This is a genomic window from Chroogloeocystis siderophila 5.2 s.c.1 (genome assembly GCF_001904655.1).
GTDB classification, from domain to species: Bacteria; Cyanobacteriota; Cyanobacteriia; order Cyanobacteriales; family Chroococcidiopsidaceae; genus Chroogloeocystis; species Chroogloeocystis siderophila.
In genome coordinates this window covers 239,362-253,955 of sequence record NZ_MRCC01000006.1, presented here as the reverse complement: position 1 = coordinate 253,955, position 14,594 = coordinate 239,362, and the positions used below count along the sequence as shown (strand labels likewise).

Genomic DNA, 14,594 nt, shown 5'->3' with positions numbered 1-14,594 from the left:
TACGTATTGCCTGATTAACTCGGCTTTGCTGCTCTTTTAACTATGCGGTTTATTTCTTCTTACCAAAGCCAATTGAGAAGAACACTAAAAAATCATGCTAACGGTTGATTGCCATTCGCATCAAACACCCCCAAAATTGTCATGCCTTTACTTTAAAAGAGCATCTTTTTTGCACAAATGTCCTCATTCTTGCTGTACGGTGCTAACGGCTACACTGGAGAACTCATCACGCGATTAGCAGTACAAAAAGCGCTAACGCCAATTCTTGCAGGGCGTAATCCTCAAAAAATAGCACCATTAGCGACCGAATTAGGCTTAGAGTATCGTACATTCACCCTAGAAGATACCGCCGCTGTTGACGAAGCGTTAGCTGATGTACCAGTTGTTTTAAACTGTGCAGGTCCTTTTTCGCAAACAGCAAAACCTCTCGTTGCCGGATGTTTACGCACAAAGACGCATTATCTAGATATTACCGGAGAAGTTGCTGTATTTGAAGCGATCGCCTCTCAAACTTTCCCAGCCCAAGCCGCAGAGGTTATGCTACTTCCTGGTGTCGGTTTTGATGTTGTTCCTTCTGATTGTCTCGCTGCGCATCTCAAAACTCGACTTCCCAACGCAACACAACTCACCCTTGCATTTCAAGCACTAGGCAAAATTTCACGCGGAACAGCAACAACAATGGTCGAAGCCCAAGGTAAAGGTGGTTTAGTACGTCGTAATGGAGTTCTCACTTCTGTTCCCGCAGCCTGGAACACGCGAACAATTGATTTTGGTAAAGGCGTAGTTACCGCTGTAACAATTCCCTGGGGAGATGTATCTACTGCTTTTTACAGTACAGGTATTCCTAACATTGAAGTTTACGCCGCCTTTCCCACCCCGGTGCGCATCGGAATGGTTGCAACGCGCTATCTCGGTGGATTACTAAGCCTACCACCCGTGCAAAACCTACAAAAACGTTTGATTCAAAATCAGTTACCAGGACCTAGTGAAATAGAACGCACTCAAGGAGCAAGTATACTGTGGGGAGAAGTTACAGACGACGCTGGTAAAACTGCAACATCACGTCTGCAATGTCCTGAAGGTTACACGTTAACAACAATGACAGCCGTAGAAGTTGTTTCGAGAGTTCTTGCAGGACAATTTTACCCTGGATTTCAAACACCATCGCTAGTTTATGGTGCAGACTTCATTTTAGATTTTGAGGGAGTTGTGCGTGAAGATTTAAATTAACTTGGTAATTGGTAATTGGTAATTAACTCAACAATCAAAACTTATTTTTTAGCTTATTTAATACTCGCTGGATTCTTAGTTGTACTATACGTGTAGTTGTTAAGTCCTGAATATTACTAGATAAGTGTTTTTTACAATTAAAAAACTCATTGATATCCTCTAAAATAGTTTGCAAGCGTTTTAGAATATTTTCAGTTCGATATTCTGCAAAAAATGATTCAGGTAGTGTAACTGCTGCTGATGTTCCTATTACTTTTAAAATCCTTTTAATATCATAATCTTGCGCATAACCAGCAATCTTATAGCAGTTGAAACCTGGATCTAAGTAATCAGAAAGCCCACCATTGATACTAGAGAAAACTTGACAACCACACGCCATAGCTTCCATTGGTTGCAGTCCAAATCCTTCGCTAACACCTTGTGTTGCCCAATATTCAGCCGAGTCGTAAAGATAAACCTTAGCACAATTGAACAGTCTTGCTAAATCTTCTACATAAGAATCAACAACAACAACATTACATTGTTTTTTTAAAGCGGGAATTAATTGTTGTAAGAGATAATACGAAGATTTTCTTGCTTGAACTAAGACATCAATATCGCGTTCGAGGTGTAAATTCTGAAATTCATCAGATATTTGATTGGGTAAATAGTAAATTAACGAATTCGGTGCATATTGTCCCCAATACCCCATCGTGTTACGACTAACAGTAATAATTGGAATACTTGCAGGTAAGTTGAATCCGTAACCTGTACTATGAGCATGATAAACAACGTTATAAGCTGCTAGTTTACGCGCAAGTTTTGGAACATCAAATCCCCAACTAATCACAAAAATCACATCATCTAAGTTTTTTTGTAATAAATCATCGAGAAACAGCGTATCTTTTTCCTTTTGGCGGTATGTGACAACTTCTGCATGACACACCTGCTTTACCAAGTGCAAGGTTTTTAACTCTGCCCAAAGTCCACCACACGCAAATTTATCACCTGTCCCTGGAACCAAAAAATAAAGCTTTCTCATATCCTTCCTCACCTCTCACCTCTCACCTCTCGCCCCTCTATGATAATTGGCAGTAAGCTATTCTACGGTATTCAAGGCGATTCTACATGGCAACGATTAACGATAACTATCTCAAACTTAAAGCAGGCTACCTATTTCCAGAAATTGCCCGACGGGTGAATGCTTTTGCTGACGCGAATCCAGAAGCTAATATTATTCGATTGGGGATTGGAGATGTTACTGAACCATTACCACAAGCGTGTCGTAATGCAATGATCAAAGCGGTGGAAGAAATGGGCGATCGCGCGACGTTTAAAGGCTACGGTCCGGAACAAGGTTATGCTTGGTTAAGGGAAAAAATTGCTAAGCATGACTTTCAAGCACGCGGATGTGACATCGATGCTTCAGAAATTTTTATCTCGGACGGTTCTAAGTGCGATACAGGCAATATTCTCGATATTTTTGGTGATGATAATGCGATCGCTGTCACCGATCCCGTTTATCCTGTGTACGTAGATACCAATGTTATGGCAGGGCATACGGGTGAAATTAATGATAAAGGCGAATATGCAGGTTTAGTCTATCTGCCAATTACCGCAGACAATAACTTTACTGCTGAAATTCCCACGCAAAAAGTTGATTTAATTTATCTGTGCTTCCCCAATAACCCTACAGGTGCAACCGCGACGAAAGAACACCTCAAATCCTGGGTAGACTACGCCAAGGCGCATAACTCAATTATCTTCTTTGATGCCGCCTACGAAGCTTATATCACCGATCCAGAATTACCGCATTCGATTTATGAAATTGACGGGGCGCGAGATTGTGCGATCGAATTTCGTTCTTTTTCTAAAAATGCAGGTTTTACAGGAACTCGTTGTGCATTAACAGTTGTTCCCAGAACACTCACCGCCAAAGCTGCGGATGGTTCGGATGTAGAATTGTGGAAACTGTGGAACCGCCGTCAATCGACAAAGTTCAATGGGGTTTCTTATATCGTGCAACGCGGTGCGGAAGCGGTATATTCTGATGCAGGACAAGCGCAAATTAAAGCCTTGGTAAGCTTTTATCTCGAAAATGCTAAAATTATCCGCGAACAACTCACCGCCGCTGGAATCGCCGTGTATGGTGGTGTAAATGCGCCTTATGTTTGGTTACAAACACCGAATAATCTTTCAAGTTGGGATTTCTTTGATAAATTGCTGCATACTTGCAATGTAGTCGGAACTCCTGGTTCGGGTTTTGGTGCAGCAGGTGAAGGGTATTTCCGTATTTCTGCATTCAATAGTCGCGAGAATGTCGAAGAAGCTATGAAGCGGATTACTGAGAAGTTTAAAGTCTAAGATTTCTCGGTTTTTAAATGACAATTAGGGTAGATTAGTCTACCCTATTGACTAATTCTTATTTTTTATTGGCCTGTAGAAGCTCAATTTCGTTTTGTACACAAATCTGTTTGTATTTCACCATAAGCACGGCGATCGCGCTTACTCTTTACAGCAATTGTGTGGATGCGATTGATCGACATCCCAGGCGATGGGGTTCATTTGGATATAATGACGTACCTTTGGCACAGATGATTTATCGCGAATAATGCGTTCGTAATAATTGTGTTGCCAAACAGGGGTTTTGGGGGCATTACGGATAATGTTGATGCGTTTGGTGGCGGCAGATTTGAATGAACCAACGATGGTGGGTAATGATCCTGGAATTGGTTTGCCGAATTTACCCTGGTAGGGACATGGCAATGCTACCGTCATCGGATATTGCCATGTCCCTACCGTTATTGGTTATCATCAAAATTCCATGAACGTGATTGGGCATTACCACAAATGCATCTAATTGAACCCTGGGAAAATGTTGCGGGATTTGTTGCCAACATTCTGCTACAATTTGTCCATACGCATTTAACTCCATGACCCCGTTTCTAATTACTCCAAACAAACATCTTCGTTGATGTGTACAGATTGTAATGAAATAGGCACCTGCTGAAGAGTAATCGTATCCTTTGAGGCGAATCGATCGGCGATGGTGTTTTTCAGGATCGTATTTCATGCAATGACTAGCTAAATCTTTATAGATTCAGATTGCCCAAGCATTGTAAAATACTAACTGCAAATCAATTTCCAAGGAGATTAAGCTGATTTGTGGCGATCGCACCTTACCTTCACAATTCTCTACCTATTTAGGGTTTAAGAAATGTGCAAGTATCCTTTACCCTAAGTTAATATACTTACTCTTAGGAGGTGCGCGATGCCCATACCAAAGAGAAATGAGGATGAAGCTAATGAAATTGATGTTGATGCAGGGACTCTCCTTGTTATTGTGTCTGCATTAATTTTCATACCTCTTTTGCTGGTTGGTTTTTTCTCTCAATAAGCTTGCAGTTTGGAATTGATAGATAAAATGAGATACAGGCGAAGATGCTTTTACGCCTGTATTCAACCTGTGAATCTTAATTTGGCAAAACTTGCCGTAAAGCCCCTAAAAGTTGGTCGACGCTTTCTTTGCGGCTATTAATGCCCATCAATCCTACACGCCAAACTTTACCAGCTAATTCACCCAAACCACCGCCAATCTCAATATTGTACTCATTTAATAACTGTCGAGCCACTGCCTTACCATCAACACCTTCGGGAATACACACAGTCGTAAGAGTGGGTAATCGAAACTCGCGTTCGACGTGTAGCTTTAGTCCTAGATCTTCTAATCCTTCCCAGAGGTACTCAACATTTTTTTGATGGCGTTGCCAACAGTTTGCTAATCCTTCTTCGGCAACTAAACGCAAAGCCTCCCGCAAGGCGTAGTATAAATTAATCGGCGCAGTGTGGTGATAAAAGCGTTCTTGACCCCAATACTTACTCAACAAGGTCATATCGAGATACCAGTTTGCTACCTTATTCTGACGCTGCTGCAACTTCTCCATTGCCCTTGCACTCATTGTAAAAGGCGAAGCCCCTGGCGGACATCCTAAACCTTTCTGGCTACAACTATACGCGAGGTCAACACCCCAAGCATCTAAAAAAATTGGTACGCCACCAAGACTTGTGACAGTATCTACGAGTAATAAACAGTTGAACTCGCGACACAACTCGCCAACGCCTTCTAAAGGTTGCCTTGCACCTGTAGATGTTTCGGCATGAACGAGTGCTAAAATTGCTGGGCGATACGTTTCTACAGCAGTTCGCAATTCTTCTAAGGAGAAAACTTGTCCCCAAGGTTTGGTTATTGTGCGGACATCTGCACCATAGCGCCCTGCCATATCGACCAAACGATTGCCAAAATAACCACTGACACCGATTAAAACGACATCACCAGGTTCTACTGAATTTGCAATTGTGGCTTCCATCGCCGCAGTTCCCGTTCCACTGATCGCGATCGTCAAGGGATTTTCTGTTTGCCACACATAACGTAGTAGCGACTGAATTTCATCCATCAGCGCCAAAAAGGTGGGATCGAGATGTCCTACAGGCTTTTTATTCATCGCTTGCAACACATCAGGATGCGCGTTTGATGGTCCTGGTCCTAATAGCAGGCGATTCGGCATCTCTAAGGGGGCAAGTTGCAGACGCTGCTTGTCGTTGATTGAAATCGTTTGTGTCATTATTTGGTATCAGCCTATACTGCAATTAATTTAATCAATAAATAAAAGTCTAAACTGAGCAGGAAGCAAAACGTTATACAATCTGTAATTCAACCCATCTTAGTGTCAGTAGTTAGTGGTTAGTGAACTAGACAATACTTATTTATAAAGTTAAAAATACCAACAGATTTCTTGTATGAATCACAAACGCCTCTGACTGAAGTCAGGGGGTATTTAAGCAAAGTGTACTTTCTTACACTGAAGCAAGACTTTTATCAATAAGTTCACATTGGTAGATTGTCTGATGTTGCTGAAGCTGAATAGGAGTATGATTTGTTCCCTTATCTCAATTCTGGGGGAATCAAATTTTTCAAAGTCCCTCACTTGTAGGGGATTTAGGAAACTTATACAAGTGCGGTTGCTTAACGATTCATACATTGATTCAGCGATGCCAGATTGTCTTTTGTTTGGCTGCGAATTTATTCGTCAAGCATTCATGCAGGAGGTTTAATTACCAGTTACCAATTACCTATCATCTTTGTGTGACCAACTTTTTTGCGACTATGTGGTTCTAAAAGACTCACTTCAGGACCACAAGGAATAATGCCACCAGGATTGAGGGGAAATAAATTACCGTAGTAGTCTTGCTTGACTGCTTCTATATCACACGTTTCAGCCACGCCTGGTAACTGATACAAGTCGCGCAAGTAAGGTCCTAGATTGGGATAATCTTGAATTCGGCGACGGTTGCACTTAAATAAACCGTGGTAAACGACATCAAAGCGAAACAATGTTGTAAATAGACGCACATCCGCGAGGGATACACTTTCACCACAAAGATATCGATTTGAATCTAATGCGGTATCAATTTCATTCAGGGTAGCAAATAGCTCATTGCACGCTTGTTCATAAGCTTCCTGCGTTTGTGCAAAACCACAACGGTACACGCCGTTATTAACTGCATGATAAATTTTCTCATTCCACCAATCAATTTTTTCGCGCAGTTGTTCAGGGTAAAGATCGCGTGTGGGATGCTTTGCAAATTGATTGAATTGTGAGTTCAACATCGCAATAATTTCAGAACTCTCGTTATTCACAATCGTCTTCGTATTTTTATCCCACAATACAGGCACGGTAGAACGTCCAGCATATCCAGGTTGTGCTAGCTGATACACTTGCGCTAGGGTGCGACAGCCGTTTTCTTCTTTGTCAAGTATCCAACCGCCTTCTAGCGGTGAAGGAGACACGGTAGAGACTGAGATCGCATCTTCCAATCCTTTCAACGCCCGTACAACCAGCGTCCGATGCGCCCACGGACAACTCATCCCAACATAAAGTTGATAGCGCCCTATTGCTGGTGGATAAGAACTTCCTTGTGCTAAACTTACAAAGTTGCGAAACTCGCTGTTAGGACGAATGTAAGCACCTGAGCGATCGCGTGGCGCTAGCTTTGACATCATCATATGCCAAAGATTTGTCCAAACAAACTTGCCTAACCAAACAATCCACTTCGATGGTAATTTACCGCGCTTGGTGGCGATCGCCTTCTTATTTTCGTCTTGTGTAGAGGACATAACACTCACTCCTACGAACGTAGGAACAATTAATTCAACAGTGCAGCAGCATGATGACGAATGTGGTCTTCTATAAAAGTAGCAATAAAGTAATAACTATGGTCGTAACCAGGTTGCATCCGTAAGTTTAGCGGTTGGTTAGCTTTGGCGCACGCGCTTGCAAATAATTCTAGCTTGAGTTGATCGACTAAAAATTTATCTACAGTACCTTGATCGATCAGTATCGGACGTTGATAATTTGCATTCAGTACTAATTCCGTTGCATCATAGGTACGCCAACTATCGCGATCTGTACCCAAATAACGCGAAAAAGCTTTTTCACCCCAAGGACACTGCATCGGTGCAACAATTGGCGCAAACGCAGAAACAGACTGGTATTGATCGGGGTTACGCAACGCGCATACAAGCGCCCCATGTCCCCCCATTGAATGACCGAAAATTCCTTGTTCTGGTTGTACTGAGAAATTCTCGGCAATTAGTGCAGGTAATTCGCGCACGATGTAGCTGTACATTTGATAGTGAGATCGCCACGGGACTTCTGTCGCATCAACATAAAAACCTGCACCTGTCCCAATGTCCCATTCCTCATCTTCGCCTGCAATTCCTGTATTCCTGGGGCTAGTATCAGGGACAACTAACATTAATCCATATTCAGCTGCGTAACGCTGCGCCCCTGCTTTGACGATAAAGTTTTCTTCGGTGCAAGTTAACCCTGAAAGAAAATACAATACTGGAACTCGTTCCGACTTTGCTTGCGGCGGTTGGTATACAGCAAAACGCATTTCAATGTTGCAAGTTTCCGACTGATGGCAATAAAAGCCGACAGTACCATCAAAACAGCGATATTCACTTGTTAGTTTGAGCGATGCAGCCATGTCAAACAGGTTGAGATAAGCGTCGATCTGATTTTAGACTAAGCGGCGATCGCGCTTTCTTTTCCACCGACTTCAATAACGACGCTTTCCTTGCTTGCGTTGCTTGTGCTTGGTAAGTTCTTTGCGCTTGCGTTTTTCAATTGGTGTTTCAAAGTGACGGTTTTTCCGCATATCTGGGAAAATCCCTGCTTTAGATACTTGTCGTTTAAAACGACGCAAGGCTGAGTCAATGCCTTCGTTTTCACCTAGAATTATTTGGGTCATTCTCTTTTCCAATAGATAATAAAAAAGGCAGACTCTTTGTCTGCCCCTAAGACCTTAGAGTAAAATTTGTTGGTCGCGAACCCTAGTAGCGGCGCGAGTATCCGCCACCACCGTTGCCTCGCCTTCCACCACCAGAAGATCTATCTTCTCTGGGTTTAGCTTTATTTACTTTAAGATTGCGCCCCATCCACTCAGCACCATCGAGTGCTTCAATTGCCGCAGCTTCTTCGGCTTCTGTCCCCATTTCAACAAAAGCAAAACCTCTTACGCGCCCTGTCTCGCGGTCTGTAGGTAGTTGTACGCTCTTAACGTCTCCATATTCAAGAAATACTTGCTTGAGGTCTTCTTGCTCTACCTGGTAAGATAGATTACCGACATAAATCGACATAAAAGTCTCCAGAATCAAAGATGTAGAGAATTAGATTCGGAGAGAGGTCTGTGATGTGAAAACAACAAACTGCACAACCGAATGTAATCTGTAATTGACACTTTAACACAAGTCGCAAGGTTGTGTTAGTCAAGAATAGCAAACGGTAACGTTAATTCAAGTTAACTTTTTCCAGGATTGACGTTCATGCGTCTTGCAAATGACTTTGGACTAAATACTAGCAGTAAAGGCGTATTGCTAGTACACCTACTATCCTTTACTAGCTTGCCAACATTAAAAAATTTAACAACTTAGGAGGAATATTAATTAGTCCTCCTAAATTTTTTAGCTTTTAACTAAAATGTTACCACACTGCGGATCGATTCGCCTTTATGCATTAAATCAAACGCGTCATTAATCCGTTCTAATGGCATAGTGTGCGTAATCAAGTCATCAATGTTGATTTTGCCTTCCATATACCAATCAACTATTTTGGGGACATCGGTGCGCCCTCTAGCGCCGCCAAATGCCGAACCTTTCCAAACACGTCCCGTCACTAATTGAAAAGGACGAGTACAAATTTCTTGACCAGCAGCAGCGACACCAATAATCACACTGACGCCCCAGCCTTTGTGACAGCACTCTAATGCTTGACGCATGACATTCACGTTGCCAATGCATTCAAAAGTATAATCAGCACCACCCTTTGTGAGATCAACTAGATAGGGTACCAAATCACCTTCAACTTCTTTCGGATTAACAAAGTGCGTCATCCCGAATTTTTCAGCTAAGGCTCGCTTACTCGGATTAATATCCACGCCGACAATCATTTCGGCTCCCACCATGCGAGCACCTTGAATGACATTCAAACCAATGCCCCCTAGTCCAAAAACGATGACTTTTGCCCCTGGCTCAACTTTGGCAGTATAAATCACCGCTCCAATACCAGTCGTCACCCCGCAACCGATGTAACACACTTTATCAAAGGGAGCATCTTCGCGAATTTTAGCTACCGCAATTTCTGGCAAAATTGTATAATTAGCAAAAGTGGAGGTTCCCATGTAGTGGTGGAGCATCGTGCCATCAAGCGAAAAGCGGCTTGTCCCATCTGGCATCACACCACGCCCTTGCGTTGGGCGGATAGCTTGACAAAGATTTGTTTTGCGACTGAGACAATATTCGCACTGGCGGCACTCTGGAGTATAGAGCGGAATAACGCGATCGCCACCTTTGAGGCTAGTCACTCCTGCACCCACCTCAACAACAACACCCGCACCTTCATGCCCTAAAATTGCTGGAAATAAACCTTCAGGATCGGCGCCAGAAAGCGTGAAAGCATCAGTATGACATATTCCAGTCGCTTTGATCTCGACTAAGACTTCTCCTGCTTTGGGTCCTTCAAGTTGTACCGTTTCAATCGACAATGGTTTATCAGCTTCAAAAGCAACTGCTGCTTTAACATCCATGTTGTAGTGTTCTCCGTGTTTTGCTGCTCAAAAAAATCTGCAATTTGTATTAATGCTTCTTGCCGTCATTTATTAACTTCAGGACTTACGCAGCAGCTACCCAGAACAATCAATGCTTCATGAGTAGCCGCTTTTTTGGAGGGGGTTTGGGGGAAGCCCCCTAAGTCTTGGTTCTGATTAAACCACTAAGATTGCGCAAGTTATAAACTTGTTATTTGCAATTCTCTTGGTCTATCAAAAGAGTGAACTTGCATAACAACCTATTATAGGAAAACCTCTATCTAGAGCGCGATTTAGGCGACGAGCCAAATGAAGTAAAACTAGGATGCCAAATTTAATGGAATTGTATTCTATGAAACTAAGTTACTTCACAAAACAGCTTGCTGCAGTAGGACGCACAATAGCAACCTTGCTATTTCTCGCTGCGATCACCTTTGTTTGGCAGGGTGCTTTCTTAAATACTGATGCGATCGCGGCTCCTCATGCAACCTTAATCGCAGCCGATCTAGGAGATCAAGCACAAGAAAAAGTACAAGAAGATGCTGGACGTGCTAAGGGCTTCATTCGAGATACCGCAGATCGCGTTGAAGAAACAGCAAAGAAAAATGCTAAGCGTGTAGAAGAAGCAACCGACGGTGATGGTAATTTCGTTGAACGCAGAGCAAAAAAAGACGCGGCTCGTATTGAGAAAAGAGCAGAAGAAGACGCGGCTCGCACTCAAAAAGCAGTAGATAACACTAAAAATGCTGTTGAACGTACTATCGATAGTATCAAAGAAGCTTTCAGCGATTAAATAATTTGTGATTATTTGATTCAAGGCGGCCTCTTAATTCAGTACTTTAAGCTTGATAAATTCACTGCTAGACAAATAAAGCTTTCTGCGTATAAATACGGAAACTTCAGTATTTTTAAGTGCGTGAAATTACATAATAGGTTCTGGGCGGAGGTTTTCCGCTCTTTAGTCAATTTTGCCTAACTCTGAGTTTCAAAGGGTATCTGCAATTCATACACAAGGTTTGTTAGACTTCCTACATAGATCCCTTACGCCCCTGCTCCCAATTCTGGGGGATTCTGAAGTTTAAGTCCCCCACTTATGGGGGATTTGCAACCGATCTACTGAGTAATAACAATCATGCTGAGCCAGGCTTAGTTAGCTGGCGGTGCTACTCAGCCGCGATATTATCCGGTAAGACTTTACTGACATTGCCTTGAATCTTGGTCATCACTGCACCAGCGATAATAGAATCCTTACCCGCCATTAGTGCCTCAAACCCTTGCTTAGCAATCTCAGCCGGATCGTCCTTTTTGCTCGCACCTGCTCTAGTGTCATCCATACCAGCGCGATGGAAGAAGTTAGTATCAGTTGGTTCAGGCATGAGGGAAGTTACAGTAACGCCTGTGTCTTTTAGCTCGTTGCGCAATCCCTCAGTAAACGAATGCACAAACGCTTTAGATGCCGCATAAACTGCCTCAAAAGGTTCAGGCATCAGCGCTGCGATTGATGAGGTAAACAAAATTCTTCCTTTGCCACGCTCCACCATATCTTTTACTACTCGCTTAGCAAGATGAACGGACGATACAACATTGAGGTTGATTAAATTAAGTTCGTCTTGCAAGTTAGTCTCGCGGGCGAAATCGCCACCAACATCTGTGTTAATTGCGATCGCTTCCACAGGTTCTGTTGCCTTAATTTGGCTGTAAAGCGCCTCAACACCATCACAAGTAGCAAAATCAGCTTTGAACTGTCTTGACCTTAGCACCTAGCTTTTCAAAGGCTAAGCTGCTTCATTGATACTTTCTCCTGTAGCTGTGAGGAAAAGATCGAAGCCGTTTTGAGCAAACTGCTTTGCAAGCTCATAAGCAATGCCATTAGAAGCACCAGTTACAACAGCTAAAGGTCGAGTTAACGAATTCATCAATGCACTCCCAGGATGGTTAACACAGATTGTGTACAAATTCCCACCATCCTGAAAAAGTAACAGTAGGTTTGCGTCTTTCCCGCGACAAATCGCGGACGCTAGCAAGTCATACTAATGCAGGACAGGTAAAGACATGGTATAATGATAGATTGTGTCGAATTAATAAAAACTCATGCCAAAACTTAAAACTAGAAAAGCAGCGGCAAAAAGGTTTCGTGCAACTGGTAGCGGAAAAATTGTTCGCCGCAAAGCGTTCAAAAACCACTTACTACAGCACAAATCTTCTGCCAGAAAGCGTCGCCTCTCTCAAATGGAAGTCGTTAACGAACGTGACGAGCAAAACGTTCGTTTCATGTTGCCATACTTGTAATTTAACTTTTAGGAAAAAACTATGACACGCGTCAAACGTGGTAATGTCGCGCGCAAGCGCCGTAAGAAAATTCTCAAACTAGCGAAAGGTTTTCGCGGTTCGCACTCTACTCTATTTCGCACCGCAAATCAGCAAGTGATGAAGGCACTGCGAAGCGCCTATCGCGATCGCAAAAAACGCAAGCGCGATTTCCGTCGGTTGTGGATTACCCGCATCAATGCTGCGGCTAGACAGCACGATATGAGCTATAGCCAACTGATTGGAAACCTGAAGAAAGCCAATGTTCAACTCAATCGTAAAATGTTGGCACAAATGGCAATACTCGATCCAGCCAGTTTCGCCAAAGTCGCAGAGATGGCACAATCGCAAGGATAAAGTAAAATATCAGCTGCTGATTCTTATTTGTTCGTTTCTGACGGTTAGCATGAACATTAGGGCAGGCACAGCGATTGCACGCTGGGAAATTCCATTTGCAATCGCTACCCATGCTGCTAATTTACCAGAAATTCAACAACGCGGCTATTTTCTCGTTGCGGTGAAAGACAATTTACGTCCACTCAGTTATCGCGATGTCCAAGGAAACCTCCAAGGGCTAGAAATTGATATAGCACAGCGTATAGCTCAAGACTTGCTAGGAAATGCTAATGCGGTTCGATTTCAACCTGTTGCCAACCGCGATCGCTTAACAGCAGTGATAGACAATAAAGTCGATTTTGCGATCGCCAATATAACAGTGACACAATCGCGTGCGCGGTTGGTGGATTTTAGTCTTCCTTATTATTTTGATGGAACAGCGATCGTGACAAAAGTTCCGTCTGTACAGAACCTGAGTGATTTTGCGAGTCGCAAAATACTCGTTTTAAACGGTTCAAGTACGATTCCTACGATTCGTTATTTAATGCCTTCTGCACAATTAGTCGGTGTTGACTCTTATAGACAAGCCCACTCACTTTTAGAAGCTAATACCGCCGATGCATTCGCCGCTGATGCTAGTGTTTTGAGCGGCTGGATACAAGATTATCCACAATATCGTCTTTTACCAACACTACTCTCTACAGAACCACTGGCGATCGCAATGCCCAAAGGCTTGCAATATAATGCTTTGCGACAACAGGTAAACGCTGCGATTGCGCGTTACTTCGCTCAAGGGTGGTTACAACAACGCGCCAGCTATTGGGGATTACCAATTAATCAGAAAATCAAAGAACAAAGTAAAAGTAGGAACTCTTAGTGTTTACCACTAGCTCCTAGTCACCTTCTCTCTAATAATAAAGACAGAACAAAAACGTTTAATATCTGTATTTACAGACAATGGATAACACTTTAGCTATTGTTTATCTGGCTATCTTACTCGTGTTATTGTCAGCAGCTGGCTTCACGATTTTCCGTCAGATCTTTAAAACCCGCAAAATTGAAAATGCGCTCTCGCGGCTCCAAAAAAAGCTCAATAAGGAAAAGGGAACAACGCAAGAATATTATGAGTTGGCAAGCATTTATTTAGACAAGAAAGTTTACGCTCAAGCAATCTCGCTGTTTCAAAAAGCACTCAAAGCAGCCGAACAAGAAGCAGAAGACAATATTGCTCCCATATATAACGGGTTAGGTTATGCTTACTTTGCTCAAGAGCAGTATGATTTAGCAATTCGTAACTACAAAGAAGCTATCAAACATCAACCTCAATACATTACCGCACTCAACAATTTAGGTCATGCTTACGAACGCAAAAGTTTAACGGCTCAAGCACTACAAACCTATGAGCAAGCGCTAGAATTTGAACCTAACAATTCCACAGCTAAGCGCAGATCGGAAAAGCTACGCAGGAGATTAGTCACTTCATAATCGAAGCTACGGTATCTACGACAAGTGTGGAATCTAACTCAGCCTCTGGTGAACCGCCCTTAGCCTACATCAGTGCGATGCCACCCCTTCATGACACTCTATCCCCAGTT

General features: G+C 42.8%; 19 protein-coding genes. 8 read left to right on the top strand and 11 right to left on the bottom strand.

Features of this window, described 5'->3' with window-relative positions; translation table 11 throughout:
* The first annotated feature begins 177 nt into the window (after nucleotides 1-177).
* Nucleotides 178-1,230 (top strand): saccharopine dehydrogenase family protein, encoded by a 1,053-nt coding sequence (locus tag NIES1031_RS09335; RefSeq protein WP_073549132.1) that lies wholly within the window; start codon nucleotides 178-180, stop codon nucleotides 1,228-1,230.
* A gap of 34 nt (nucleotides 1,231-1,264) precedes the next feature.
* Here NIES1031_RS09335 and NIES1031_RS09330 read toward each other — a convergent pair whose 3' ends face one another.
* Nucleotides 1,265-2,251, bottom strand: a complete 987-nt coding sequence (locus NIES1031_RS09330) for a glycosyltransferase (protein WP_073549131.1) — start codon at nucleotides 2,249-2,251, stop codon at nucleotides 1,265-1,267.
* An 86-nt stretch (nucleotides 2,252-2,337) separates the two neighbouring features.
* Between NIES1031_RS09330 and NIES1031_RS09325 the strand changes: the two genes are divergently transcribed.
* Nucleotides 2,338-3,573, top strand: coding sequence for an LL-diaminopimelate aminotransferase (locus NIES1031_RS09325; RefSeq protein WP_073549130.1), 1,236 nt, complete (start codon nucleotides 2,338-2,340; stop codon nucleotides 3,571-3,573).
* Nucleotides 3,574-3,714: 141 nt separating this feature from the next.
* Here the strand turns inward: NIES1031_RS09325 and NIES1031_RS25565 are convergent, their stop codons facing one another.
* Both NIES1031_RS25565 and NIES1031_RS25560 read right to left on the bottom strand, forming a co-directional pair.
* The gene (locus tag NIES1031_RS25565) at nucleotides 3,715-3,987 is read right to left on the bottom strand and encodes a transposase (protein WP_236738772.1); all 273 of its coding nucleotides are present in this window, start codon (nucleotides 3,985-3,987) and stop codon (nucleotides 3,715-3,717) included.
* Nucleotides 3,953-4,144 (bottom strand): hypothetical protein, encoded by a 192-nt coding sequence (locus NIES1031_RS25560; protein ID WP_236738771.1) that lies wholly within the window; start codon nucleotides 4,142-4,144, stop codon nucleotides 3,953-3,955. The genes NIES1031_RS25565 and NIES1031_RS25560 overlap by 35 nt, the downstream gene beginning before the upstream one ends.
* A 336-nt stretch (nucleotides 4,145-4,480) precedes the next feature.
* Between NIES1031_RS25560 and NIES1031_RS25980 the strand changes: the two genes are divergently transcribed.
* Nucleotides 4,481-4,606, top strand: coding sequence for a hypothetical protein (locus NIES1031_RS25980; RefSeq protein ID WP_269085998.1), 126 nt, complete (start codon nucleotides 4,481-4,483; stop codon nucleotides 4,604-4,606).
* A gap of 76 nt (nucleotides 4,607-4,682) precedes the next feature.
* On the opposite strand, the gene NIES1031_RS09315 is transcribed toward NIES1031_RS25980, so the two are convergent.
* The 6 genes from NIES1031_RS09315 to NIES1031_RS09290 all read right to left on the bottom strand — a co-directional run bounded on the left by NIES1031_RS09315 (nucleotide 4,683) and on the right by NIES1031_RS09290 (nucleotide 10,356).
* Entirely contained in the window at nucleotides 4,683-5,831 is a 1,149-nt protein-coding gene (locus NIES1031_RS09315; protein ID WP_073549129.1) for an alanine--glyoxylate aminotransferase family protein, read from the bottom strand.
* A gap of 497 nt (nucleotides 5,832-6,328) precedes the next feature.
* Nucleotides 6,329-7,384: a glutathione S-transferase family protein gene (locus NIES1031_RS09310; RefSeq protein WP_073549128.1), complete on the bottom strand. Its 1,056-nt coding sequence runs from the start codon at nucleotides 7,382-7,384 to the stop codon at nucleotides 6,329-6,331.
* Nucleotides 7,385-7,413: 29 nt separating this feature from the next.
* Nucleotides 7,414-8,259, bottom strand: coding sequence for an S-formylglutathione hydrolase (gene fghA, locus NIES1031_RS09305; protein WP_073549127.1), 846 nt, complete (start codon nucleotides 8,257-8,259; stop codon nucleotides 7,414-7,416).
* A gap of 72 nt (nucleotides 8,260-8,331) precedes the next feature.
* Nucleotides 8,332-8,523: a 30S ribosomal protein S21 gene (gene rpsU / locus NIES1031_RS09300; protein WP_015188459.1), complete on the bottom strand. Its 192-nt coding sequence runs from the start codon at nucleotides 8,521-8,523 to the stop codon at nucleotides 8,332-8,334.
* A gap of 82 nt (nucleotides 8,524-8,605) precedes the next feature.
* Nucleotides 8,606-8,911, bottom strand: coding sequence for an RNA recognition motif domain-containing protein (locus tag NIES1031_RS09295; RefSeq protein WP_073549126.1), 306 nt, complete (start codon nucleotides 8,909-8,911; stop codon nucleotides 8,606-8,608).
* Between the two features lie 335 nt (nucleotides 8,912-9,246).
* Nucleotides 9,247-10,356, bottom strand: coding sequence for an S-(hydroxymethyl)glutathione dehydrogenase/class III alcohol dehydrogenase (locus NIES1031_RS09290; RefSeq protein WP_073549125.1), 1,110 nt, complete (start codon nucleotides 10,354-10,356; stop codon nucleotides 9,247-9,249).
* A gap of 352 nt (nucleotides 10,357-10,708) precedes the next feature.
* Between NIES1031_RS09290 and NIES1031_RS09285 the strand changes: the two genes are divergently transcribed.
* Nucleotides 10,709-11,149, top strand: coding sequence for a hypothetical protein (locus NIES1031_RS09285; protein WP_073549124.1), 441 nt, complete (start codon nucleotides 10,709-10,711; stop codon nucleotides 11,147-11,149).
* 370 nt (nucleotides 11,150-11,519) lie between these two features.
* Here the strand turns inward: NIES1031_RS09285 and NIES1031_RS09280 are convergent, their stop codons facing one another.
* The gene (locus NIES1031_RS09280) at nucleotides 11,520-12,116 is read right to left on the bottom strand and encodes an SDR family NAD(P)-dependent oxidoreductase (RefSeq protein ID WP_218596714.1); all 597 of its coding nucleotides are present in this window, start codon (nucleotides 12,114-12,116) and stop codon (nucleotides 11,520-11,522) included.
* A 15-nt stretch (nucleotides 12,117-12,131) separates the two neighbouring features.
* Entirely contained in the window at nucleotides 12,132-12,272 is a 141-nt protein-coding gene (locus NIES1031_RS24830; RefSeq protein WP_218596713.1) for a hypothetical protein, read from the bottom strand.
* Between the two features lie 175 nt (nucleotides 12,273-12,447).
* Between NIES1031_RS24830 and rpmI the strand changes: the two genes are divergently transcribed.
* The 4 genes from rpmI to NIES1031_RS09260 all read left to right on the top strand — a co-directional run bounded on the left by rpmI (nucleotide 12,448) and on the right by NIES1031_RS09260 (nucleotide 14,484).
* The gene (rpmI, locus tag NIES1031_RS09275) at nucleotides 12,448-12,645 is read left to right on the top strand and encodes a 50S ribosomal protein L35 (RefSeq protein WP_073549123.1); all 198 of its coding nucleotides are present in this window, start codon (nucleotides 12,448-12,450) and stop codon (nucleotides 12,643-12,645) included.
* 21 nt (nucleotides 12,646-12,666) lie between these two features.
* Nucleotides 12,667-13,020, top strand: coding sequence for a 50S ribosomal protein L20 (gene rplT / locus NIES1031_RS09270; RefSeq protein ID WP_073549122.1), 354 nt, complete (start codon nucleotides 12,667-12,669; stop codon nucleotides 13,018-13,020).
* A 49-nt stretch (nucleotides 13,021-13,069) separates the two neighbouring features.
* Nucleotides 13,070-13,876 carry a transporter substrate-binding domain-containing protein gene (locus NIES1031_RS09265; protein ID WP_178378093.1) on the top strand — a complete coding sequence of 269 codons (807 nt, stop codon included), beginning with the start codon at nucleotides 13,070-13,072 and terminating at the stop codon, nucleotides 13,874-13,876.
* A gap of 80 nt (nucleotides 13,877-13,956) precedes the next feature.
* Nucleotides 13,957-14,484, top strand: coding sequence for a tetratricopeptide repeat protein (locus NIES1031_RS09260; protein WP_073549121.1), 528 nt, complete (start codon nucleotides 13,957-13,959; stop codon nucleotides 14,482-14,484).
* The last annotated feature ends 110 nt before the right edge of the window (nucleotides 14,485-14,594 follow it).

Excerpts from the sequence above, each read along its gene's own strand:
- NIES1031_RS09295 (WP_073549126.1), bottom strand. The coding sequence starts at position 8,911 with ATGTCGATTTATGTCGGTAATCTATCTTACCAGGTAGAGCAAGAAGAC.
- NIES1031_RS09290 (WP_073549125.1), bottom strand. The coding sequence starts at position 10,356 with ATGGATGTTAAAGCAGCAGTTGCTTTTGAAGCTGATAAACCATTGTCG.
- NIES1031_RS09330 (WP_073549131.1), bottom strand. The coding sequence starts at position 2,251 with ATGAGAAAGCTTTATTTTTTGGTTCCAGGGACAGGTGATAAATTTGCG.
- NIES1031_RS09325 (WP_073549130.1), top strand. The coding sequence starts at position 2,338 with ATGGCAACGATTAACGATAACTATCTCAAACTTAAAGCAGGCTACCTA.
- rpmI (WP_073549123.1), top strand. The coding sequence starts at position 12,448 with ATGCCAAAACTTAAAACTAGAAAAGCAGCGGCAAAAAGGTTTCGTGCA.
- NIES1031_RS09335 (WP_073549132.1), top strand. The coding sequence starts at position 178 with ATGTCCTCATTCTTGCTGTACGGTGCTAACGGCTACACTGGAGAACTC.
- NIES1031_RS25565 (WP_236738772.1), bottom strand. The coding sequence starts at position 3,987 with ATGACGGTAGCATTGCCATGTCCCTACCAGGGTAAATTCGGCAAACCA.
- NIES1031_RS09310 (WP_073549128.1), bottom strand. The coding sequence starts at position 7,384 with ATGTCCTCTACACAAGACGAAAATAAGAAGGCGATCGCCACCAAGCGC.
- rpsU (WP_015188459.1), bottom strand. The coding sequence starts at position 8,523 with ATGACCCAAATAATTCTAGGTGAAAACGAAGGCATTGACTCAGCCTTG.
- NIES1031_RS25980 (WP_269085998.1), top strand. The coding sequence starts at position 4,481 with ATGCCCATACCAAAGAGAAATGAGGATGAAGCTAATGAAATTGATGTT.
- NIES1031_RS09285 (WP_073549124.1), top strand. The coding sequence starts at position 10,709 with ATGAAACTAAGTTACTTCACAAAACAGCTTGCTGCAGTAGGACGCACA.
- NIES1031_RS09265 (WP_178378093.1), top strand. The coding sequence starts at position 13,070 with ATGAACATTAGGGCAGGCACAGCGATTGCACGCTGGGAAATTCCATTT.
- NIES1031_RS09260 (WP_073549121.1), top strand. The coding sequence starts at position 13,957 with ATGGATAACACTTTAGCTATTGTTTATCTGGCTATCTTACTCGTGTTA.
- NIES1031_RS24830 (WP_218596713.1), bottom strand. The coding sequence starts at position 12,272 with ATGAATTCGTTAACTCGACCTTTAGCTGTTGTAACTGGTGCTTCTAAT.
- NIES1031_RS25560 (WP_236738771.1), bottom strand. The coding sequence starts at position 4,144 with ATGGAGTTAAATGCGTATGGACAAATTGTAGCAGAATGTTGGCAACAA.
- rplT (WP_073549122.1), top strand. The coding sequence starts at position 12,667 with ATGACACGCGTCAAACGTGGTAATGTCGCGCGCAAGCGCCGTAAGAAA.
- fghA (WP_073549127.1), bottom strand. The coding sequence starts at position 8,259 with ATGGCTGCATCGCTCAAACTAACAAGTGAATATCGCTGTTTTGATGGT.
- NIES1031_RS09315 (WP_073549129.1), bottom strand. The coding sequence starts at position 5,831 with ATGACACAAACGATTTCAATCAACGACAAGCAGCGTCTGCAACTTGCC.